The organism is Pricia sp. (assembly GCF_041745955.1).
Classification (GTDB): domain Bacteria; phylum Bacteroidota; class Bacteroidia; order Flavobacteriales; family Flavobacteriaceae; genus Pricia.
This window is the reverse complement of record NZ_JBGTHY010000169.1, coordinates 1-9,005: the sequence shown is the minus strand read 5'-3', so window position 1 is coordinate 9,005 and position 9,005 is coordinate 1. Positions and strand designations below refer to the sequence as shown.

Annotated in this window: 8 protein-coding genes; 3 read left to right on the top strand and 5 right to left on the bottom strand. The window is 48.3% G+C overall.

The annotated features are described in order from the left end of the window. A partial coding sequence (gene argS, locus ACEW8S_RS06140) for an arginine--tRNA ligase (RefSeq protein WP_373517297.1) occupies nucleotides 1-1,050 on the bottom strand: 1,050 nt, incomplete at its 3' end. A 219-nt stretch (nucleotides 1,051-1,269) separates the two neighbouring features. On the opposite strand from argS, the gene ACEW8S_RS06135 reads away from it, so the two are divergent. The 3 genes from ACEW8S_RS06135 to ACEW8S_RS06125 all read left to right on the top strand — a co-directional run bounded on the left by ACEW8S_RS06135 (nucleotide 1,270) and on the right by ACEW8S_RS06125 (nucleotide 4,909). Next, nucleotides 1,270-1,695: a hypothetical protein gene (locus tag ACEW8S_RS06135; protein WP_373517296.1), complete on the top strand. Its 426-nt coding sequence runs from the start codon at nucleotides 1,270-1,272 to the stop codon at nucleotides 1,693-1,695. A 171-nt stretch (nucleotides 1,696-1,866) separates the two neighbouring features. Continuing rightward, nucleotides 1,867-3,291 (top strand): SDR family oxidoreductase, encoded by a 1,425-nt coding sequence (locus tag ACEW8S_RS06130; RefSeq protein WP_373517295.1) that lies wholly within the window; start codon nucleotides 1,867-1,869, stop codon nucleotides 3,289-3,291. Between the two features lie 118 nt (nucleotides 3,292-3,409). Further along, nucleotides 3,410-4,909 (top strand): BCCT family transporter, encoded by a 1,500-nt coding sequence (locus ACEW8S_RS06125; RefSeq protein WP_373517298.1) that lies wholly within the window; start codon nucleotides 3,410-3,412, stop codon nucleotides 4,907-4,909. 22 nt (nucleotides 4,910-4,931) lie between these two features. On the opposite strand, the gene ACEW8S_RS06120 is transcribed toward ACEW8S_RS06125, so the two are convergent. The 4 genes from ACEW8S_RS06120 to ACEW8S_RS06105 all read right to left on the bottom strand — a co-directional run. Then, a complete protein-coding gene (locus ACEW8S_RS06120; protein WP_373517294.1) occupies nucleotides 4,932-7,106 on the bottom strand; it encodes a molybdopterin cofactor-binding domain-containing protein in 2,175 nt (724 codons plus the stop codon). A gap of 3 nt (nucleotides 7,107-7,109) precedes the next feature. Continuing rightward, a complete protein-coding gene (locus ACEW8S_RS06115; protein ID WP_373517293.1) occupies nucleotides 7,110-7,601 on the bottom strand; it encodes a (2Fe-2S)-binding protein in 492 nt (163 codons plus the stop codon). Between the two features lie 128 nt (nucleotides 7,602-7,729). After that, a complete protein-coding gene (locus ACEW8S_RS06110; RefSeq protein WP_373517292.1) occupies nucleotides 7,730-8,341 on the bottom strand; it encodes a hypothetical protein in 612 nt (203 codons plus the stop codon). 56 nt (nucleotides 8,342-8,397) lie between these two features. Further along, the coding region (locus ACEW8S_RS06105) for an arginine deiminase-related protein (protein ID WP_373517291.1) at nucleotides 8,398-9,005 on the bottom strand (608 nt) is incomplete at its 5' end.

Genomic DNA, 9,005 nt, shown 5'->3' with positions numbered 1-9,005 from the left:
CACCATTCCCCCGACATCGGGGCGGTCTTTGATCCGCTGGATGGCGGTGCCAATATCCTGTGTCATATATACGGCGGTACCATCGGAGCGCAGTACGATTTTTTTATCGAGGCCATCATCGGTGAGGTCGATCCAAACGCTACCGTCATCCTTACGATAAAAAACGCCTTTTTGAAGGCCTTCCACCACCACATCCTTACCTAATAGATAGGTATCACTTTCGTAATAGAGGGTATCGAAATCGACACCGAGGTTTTTATAGGTCTCCTCAAAACCCCTGTATACCCAACCGTTCATGGTTTTCCACAGGGCGACGACTTCTTTATCCCCTGCCTCCCATTTTTGGAGCATTTCTTGGGCTTTCAATACGATGGGAGCTTCAATTTCGGCCACTTTCGGGTCGATGCCTTCCGCAATTTTTTGGGCTACCTGTTTTTTATAGGCTTTGTCGAAGGCCACATAATACTTTCCTACCAATTTATCGCCTTTCAAACCGGTGCTTTCAGGGGTTTCCCCATTTCCAAAACGTTGCCAGGCCAACATACTCTTACAAATATGGATGCCGCGGTCGTTAATGATCTGCGTTTTGTAAACTTTCCTTCCCGAGGCCTTCAAAATTTCGGCGACGGAATATCCCAAGAGATTGTTCCGGATATGACCAAGATGCAGCGGTTTGTTCGTGTTCGGGGAGGAGTATTCCACCATGATCGCATCCTTTTTCAATTCGGTTACGAACCCATAATCCGAATCGTTTTTTATCCCATTAAAAAAATTGAGATAATAGGTGTCATCGATGACCACGTTCAGAAATCCTTGTATAACATTATAACCGGAAACGGCATCAACTTCCTTTTCAAGAAAACCCCCGATTTGTTCACCGATCTGCACCGGATTGCCTTTTATATGGCGTAGCATCGGGAAGACCATTATGGTAATATCGCCCTCGAAATCCTTCCGGGTAGGCTGGAATTCCACCGTCGGCAGTTCAATCGAAAATTCATTTAAGATGGCCTCTTTTACTTTTTGGGTAAGTATCTTTTCTAATTTCATTTTTCTTGCTCGCTTTCAGGCTGCAAAACTAATCATTTTTCAGGCTTTTCTAACCGCAAAGTGGGCACGCCTTTTTCTCCGGAAGACAGGTGAGATGCAGAGTGCCCAAAGAAATCATGCTTTGGCATTCGACTAAAATAATATCGGATTGATTCCCTTTTTTTACCTATTCCGTTTTCGGTACTGGTCAGTTACCGTTAACTTTATAAAAAATTGCAAATGCTAGTAAACGTATCCTATAACAATACCGAAATCACCCGAAAGGTCGACGCCGAGGTCGGCAAACCGTTCACCTTGAAAGAACGTTGGGCCATGGCAGGCATCGGTTCGCCGCGCTTGTTCATTACGGAAACCAGTATGGAAATCAGAAACCTGCTCATATTGGACAATAATCGTGACCAGTGCAACATAGAAATCCGCCCAAAAGGCATTATCGTGCGGTTCCGATCACTGTTGGAAACCTTTGCCCTGATCATACCCTTTTACAAACTCACGGTTTACAAAGGTGACTTGGCCATATATTCCATCTACCGCGACCATTACTTTATTAAGGTACAAGCGGATACCAAGGCCGTACAAAAATTTTTTAGAAAGTTGTTGGACTATAAGGCTGATAATGCACCGACTTCGGTCGAGGACCTTTGAGTTAAGAACCAAGTAGGTCCTAAAGGCGGGAGATAGATTATTGACGCTAGACTGAAAAAGGCTTGGCCCACAAAGCTTGAATTTGATCCCCAAAAACAAGGCCTTGCCATAAAAGCAAAGTAGCACGGCCGCCAAGGCAGAACTTTATACGAACAGCAGAATTTCGAATCTATGAAAATACTCCTAACGGGTGCCAACGGCTACATCGGTATGCGCCTGCTACCGCAATTGGTAGAGATGGGCCATGAAGTAATCTGCACGGTACGCGATAAGGAGCGGTTTGCCATTGATGAAGAAATGCGCTCGGCAATAACCATAGTGGAAATCGATTTTTTAGAGGATGTCGTCGTAGGAAAAGTCCCCAAAGACATTGATACCGCCTATTTTTTGATCCATTCCATGAGTTCTTCCACGGAGGCCTTTGTGGAGATGGAATCTAAAACAGCGGAAAATTTCAATCTGTACCTGAAGGATACCCAGGTCGAACAGGTCATCTACCTCAGCGGTATCGTGAACGATGAGAACCTGTCGAAACACCTCTGGTCAAGAAAGAACGTCGAGAAAATATTGTCGGAAGGCCCTTTTCGCCTCACCGTGCTTCGGGCAGGCATCATTGTCGGTTCCGGAAGTTCTTCTTTCGAGATCATTCGTGATCTCTGTGAAAAATTGCCCATTATGATTACCCCGAAATGGGTGCTGACCAAAACGCAACCCATCGCTATTCGCGACATAATGAGCTTTCTTACCGGGGTTCTGGGCCATAGAGATACTTTTGACGATTCCTTCGATATCGCCGGGCCCGACATACTTTCCTATAAAGAAATGCTGCATCAATATGCCGAACAGCGCGATTTTAAGAACTGGATAATCACCGTACCGGTCATGACGCCGAAACTGTCGAGCTACTGGCTCTATTTTGTGACCTCGACCTCGTACAAGCTGGCATTGAACCTCGTAGACAGTATGAAAGTGGAAGTAATCGCCAGGGATACCCGGTTACAGGATATCTTGGGCATCGAACCACACACCTATCGGGAAGCCATCGACATGGCCTTCAAAAAAATCGAACAGAATCTGGTGGTCAGCAGTTGGAAGGACAGTATGATCAGTGGCCGCTTTAAAAAGGATCTCGAGAAATATATTCAGGTACCCAAGTTCGGTGTTTTGAAGGATGAAAAAAAACTGCAGATCGACGACCCAAAACAAGTACTTAAAAATATCTGGAAGATCGGCGGAAGCAACGGTTGGTACTATGGTGATTGGCTATGGAAAATACGCGGATTTATGGACAAACTGTCCGGTGGTGTAGGCCTTAGGCGGGGGCGCACCCACCCCGATAGAATCTATGCCGGCGATTCGCTGGATTTTTGGCGGGTACTTTTGGCGGACAAAAAAGCAAAACGCCTGTTGCTTTTTGCCGAAATGAAGTTGCCCGGTGAAGCTTGGCTGGAGTTCAAGATAGATGAAAATAATATCTTGCACCAGACAGCCACATTTCGCCCAAAGGGATTGAAAGGACGCCTGTATTGGTACAGCATCGTACCCTTTCATTACTTTATTTTCGGGGGAATGATCCGGGGGATTGCGAAGGGGTGAAAAGGGCTGGATGCTAGAAACTCAGCGCCCAGTGTTTATAATTCCATATTCCCCATCTGTCGACAAAATACAAAGTTTGATTCTGCCCTTGGCAGGTTTAAGATTTAAAAAATAAGCTATCACTTCAAAACCTATCTTTAAAAACCCCCTGCTTACGGTCTCTATCGGGGTTATCTTCATCTGTTCGGGCGTTGTGTTCTTTGCGACGGAGGCCAGCTATAGAGCCATTGAGGATGCCTCGCTTTGGGTGCGCAACTACTTCGGATACTTTTATCTCTACTTGGGACTAGCCTGCGTTCTTTTACTTTTCGGTGTGGCATTTTCACCGTTGGGAAAACTCAAACTTGGTAAAAAAGATGACCAGCCTGAACATTCCCTTTGGGCGTGGACGGCCATGCTCTACAGTGCCGGTATGGGAGCAGGCATTCTTTTGCGGGCGGTTCAGGAACCGGTCTTTATGCAGCAGCATCCGCCCTATGCTTCCAGACTCGAACCCGATATCTTGGCTCTGGAATTCACCTTTTATCAATGGGGATTCACGGCTTGGGCCTTCTACGGTCTCTTCGCCATGGTCATGGGCCATGCCCTCTTTGTACGGAAAAAGAAAGTTCGGGTCAGTGCGACCGTTGAAGATACCATACCCAACAAAGTCGCCAGAAAAGGTATCGATATCACAACAATTATTACCACCGTATTCGGACTGATAGCTGCCCTAGGGCTTGGCGTCACCCAGATCAACGGCGGCCTGAACCATATTTTCGGCGGCGGTTTCGGATTGTCGGTTACCCTATCCTTAGCGGCCCTGATTTCTGCGATCGCCTTTTATTCCGCCTGGCAGGGGGTCAATAAGGGCATAAAAATAATATCCAAAGTGAACCTTCTGGTTACCTTTCTCCTGCTGCTCTTTATTTTTTTTACCAGTGACATGCTAGCCATACTCAAGGCCTTTGGAATAGCAACATCAAACTACCTTGTCGATTTCATCCCCATGAGCCTTGCCTATGGAAAATACAACCCCGGAATGGCATTTCTCACCGACTGGACGTTCTATTATTGGGCATTTTGGCTGTCATGGGCACCGTTCACCGGAATCTTTATTGCAAGGATATCAAAGGGAAGAACGCTGCGACAGCTATTGTTGGGCGTTCTAATCCTGCCCTCGTTGGGTACTTTCTTTTGGTTCTCCGTATTCGGCACTTCGGCTTTTCAATTGATAGAATCTTTTGGGGGCTACAACGACGAATTCGGAAACGTATTTTCATCACTGTTTATCTTTTTTAGCAATTACCCAATGGCGACCCTTTTGAATGTGGTCACCCTTTTTTTGCTCATCGGATTTTTAGTGACTTCGCTGGATTCCGCCGTTTTCGTCTTGAGTATGTTTACGGATAAGGGCAAGAAAGAGCCCAGTAAAAGACATCGCCTGATCTGGTCGGTATTCATCCTTTTGGCGACCATGGCGCTCCTCCTTTTAGGAAAGGCCAAACCCGACATCGACGTGCTGACCGCCGTGCAGAAATTATTGATCGTTACCTCGTTGCCTTTCGCGTTTTTCAGTATTGCGATGGCGGGTGTTTTCTTAAAGGAAATGTATTCGCGGCAGATACCCCGTTCTTGAGTAAACGTCTCTTCGCCGTACTTCACCCCAAATGCAGCGGTATTTCCCTGTGTCGTTTTCCGGTCAATCTGAAAACTGCGTTGGCAATAGCGGCACCGATCGGCCCTAGGGGCGGCTCGCCAACCGCCCCCGGAACATCGGCGCCCTGCAACAGTACCACATCGATTTCTTTGGGGGCGTGTTTCATCAATGCCATTTGATACGGTCCGTATATCGTGGGGGTCAGAGCGCCATCGACGACTTCCATCTTTTCGTAGAGTGCGGCGCTCATACCCATGATGATTGCCCCCTCACATTGCGCACGCACCTGATCGGGATTTACGACCAAGCCGGGATCCATGGCACAGGTTACCTTATGCACCTTTATTTCACGATTTTGGATGGATACCTCGACCACTTGCGCACAGGGTGTATTGGTATCCGTGGAAACCGCAAGGCCCATGGCCTTGCCATCGACAACCTCATCTTTGTATCCCGCTTTTTCCACGACAGCCACAATTACCGATTTTAAGCGTTTGCCACGCTCATCATCTTGAATATGAACTAATCGGAATTCCGCAGGATTCTTGTCCGCTTTTAACGCCAACTCGTCCATAAAACTTTCGATGGCGAAGGTATTTGCCAATAATCCCAAACCGCGCCACCAGCTTGTGGCAAAAGGAAGTTTTACCCGCCACGAAACGGCCTGATAATTGGGTATCACCCCATAGTGGATCATGCCCCCGCGCCATGCCCCGAGATCGGCACCTAAAACGGACTCCGCAATACCCGGCAGCATGGGGGACCCGAAAGCGACATCGCCGCTAGAAACGTTATGTTCCAAGGCCTCGATCATACCATTACTTTTCAACAGGGCTTTTAGCACGTGGTGTGTAGGCGGGCGAAACGTATCGTTCTGAAATTCTTCCTTTCTCGTAAAGAAGCACTGTACGGGCTTTCCGACGGCTCTTGACAGAACCGCGGCCTGAATGCCGTTCGGTGTATGCAGGCGTCGGCCAAACCCTCCGCCCAAAAATGTGGGAATGATATTAACTTTATGCTTGTCCAAATCCAATCGCTTGGCGATTTCATCGCGGGTGATGCCTACCACTTGAGTGGAAATCATGACCGTTGCTTTCCCCACTTCAACGGATGCCAAAGCGCCACTGGGTTCCAATTGCGCATGGGCACCGATGGGACTCCAATATTCAGAAACAAGGCTATCTGCCGAACCCTCTAAGATGTCGTCCGGATTTCCTTCCTTTTGAATGACGAAAGCTTTTCCCTTACCGACTTCGACCATAGCCTTGATATCCGCCGTATTCCAATTTCTATCGGTTTCCCATTCCGATTCAATCGCTTCCTTGGCATTCTGTGCTTCGATATAGGAGGTGGCCACGACCCCGACAAAATCTTTTTCCTTGACAATTTTGACTACGCCGGGCATCTTTTCTGCCTTAGTTGTATTTGCCCCCCTATATTTTGCGCCGATCAGCGAAGGGCGAACCACGGCGCCGTACAACATCCCCGGCATGCTGGCATCCATCCCGAAAATAGGTGCTCCGAACACCTTGTCCTTTAGATCGACACGGGCAATCGGTTTGCCGACAAATGTATAGTCCGACACCGGTTTCAGTTCAGGGGTCTCCGGAACATCCCATTCTTTGACCCCGGCGACAGCTTCGGCGTAGGTCATGGTTTTGCCTCCTCCGGTAATGATTCCATCGCTGACGGTCAGGTCGGCCGTAGCTATTTCCAGTTTTTTGGCCGCTTCAGTTTTGATCATTTCCCGCATCGTGGCCGCCAGTTCGCGCAGCGGCATCCAAAGCGAGGAAATAGAGGTACTGCCCCCAGTGGCAAAACCGTCGATATTGCCGGAAGCGGTATCGGCATGCACCACCCGCATCTGTGCCATGGATACTTCAAGCTCGTCGGCCGCAATTTGCGCCAAGCCGGTAAAGGTGCCCTGCCCCATCTCCACTTTGGGACTATGGAGTACTACAGTATTGTCTTTTATGACTTCAAACCATATAATCGGGGTATCCGTGCTGCCCATATAGGGAGCATCGGCCGTATTGATGGCGCCTGCGGCGAACCGTCGTAGCGGATTCCGGAACAAATAGGTGCCCAGTGCCAAAACGCCAACGGTGCCCAAGCCGCCCCGAATCAAAAATTGGCGGCGGGATACTTTTTTCCTATTTTTTTCGTCTTCGCCCATGGTCTACACATTCTGGGATTCCGGCATCGGTAAGGCAGCCTTTAATTCGGCGGCCCGGTGTATGGCCTTCCGCATACGGTAATAGGTAGCACAGCGACAGACATTGATGATATTGTTATCGATGTCCTCATCCGTAGGATTGGGTACTTTTTCCAGCAAGGCGGCGGTTGCCATCATAAAACCGGGCTGACAATAGCCACATTGCGGCACTACCCCTTCGATCCAGGCCTGCTGCACCGGATGTGGATTCTCTAGGTCACCCAAACCCTCGATGGTCGTTATTTCTTTTCCCTCGGCAAATTTGACCGCGTACGAACACGAGCGTACCGCTTCACCGTCGACATGAAGGGTACAGGCACCGCAGGCCGCTTTTCCGCAGCCGAATTTTGTACCCTTCAAATCGAGGATGTCCCTAATGATCCAAAGCAATGGGGTGTTCTCATCGGGAATGTCCATGGTGTGGGACGTGCCGTTGACGGTCAATGATATATTCATAAAGTTTCTTTTCTAAAGTATAATCGCTGTTGTCCGAACTTTTTTCTGCGCTCAAACGATATAGGATAGCAGGATGCACACCAAACCATTTTCAAATTCCTCCATAAAACGCATGGCAGAACGGTAACCTATTTATCTGGAACTACGGCGCCGTTTGCGAACCATTCCTCGACGGCCGCCTTAAACTCTTCTTCCGACACCGACGGAATTTCCCTTACTTTTCCATTGGCGTCTACTCCGGGGTTCCATGCCCATAAAACCAATTCATCTTCGGTCATGTGTTTTACCAGTTCTTTGTGGTTCTTGCCGCCATTGGTTTCTATATTCAACATATTTTCCGCGATTTCGGTACGCGATAGTCCCTCCCAGCCCATGGATGCCGGGGCGAGACCCCAATGGGGTGCGCCGGGGACACCGGAATAGGCGTTGTTTTCCGATTGATGGCAGGTCGCACATTGGGTCGCCCTGAAACCTTGGTCGTTTTCCCCCCTCGCCATTCCGAAATAATGGGGATGGCGGTCGTCGCCCTGTTTGGGAATATTATCGTTGGGATGGCAGTTCATGCAACGTTGATGGGTGAGCACATCCATCATTTTATCAAAAGCTTCGTTTGATGTTTTGGCGCCACAATCCGCGTAAATAACGGGGATATATTCAGATGAATTGGTGGACCTGTTGATTCCAAAAATGAATCCGGCTAACAGGAACAAGGAAGCGATCAAAAGTATTTTGCCTTTCATTTACAGCGTGTAAAACGGTACTTCTCTAAAAGTAAATCTTTTTTTAAGGAGATGGATCACGCCTTCGGCAAAAATACTTCCGCCATCATACAGCGGGCACTGCCGCCACCGCAGGTCTCTATCGTCTCTAACGAACTGTGAACGATACCGCAATTTTTTTCTATGGATACCACTTGTTTTGGAGTCAAGCTACTGTAAGCTTGCGTGCTCATAACCAGTAAAGGCTCATTGTCGGCGCCCAAAACCTGCAACATATTACCGGCAAAATGGTGCATTTGCGGTTCGGTTATGGCGATGATTTCCTTGCCGTCACGTTTTAAATGATCGGCGACGTCCTTCCTTTCCTTTATATCGTCGATGGTATCCAAACAGATGACCGCAAACGTATCGGCCAGGCACATCATGACGTTCGTGTGGTAGATGGGCATCCGCTTTCCAGCCACGGATTGATAGGCAGTAAAAACCACGGGGGAATATTCAAAATCTTCGCAGAATTCGATGAAAAGTTCTTCGTCGGCCCTATCGGAAAGGGCGCAATAGGCCTTTTTGTTGACACGATCCAAAGCCATACTCCCTGTAGCTTCCAAAAAAAAGCCTTCGGCCTCGGCGGCGGTGTAATCTATGATGTTTTTGATGACGAACCCGTCTTCCTCCAAAATATCCA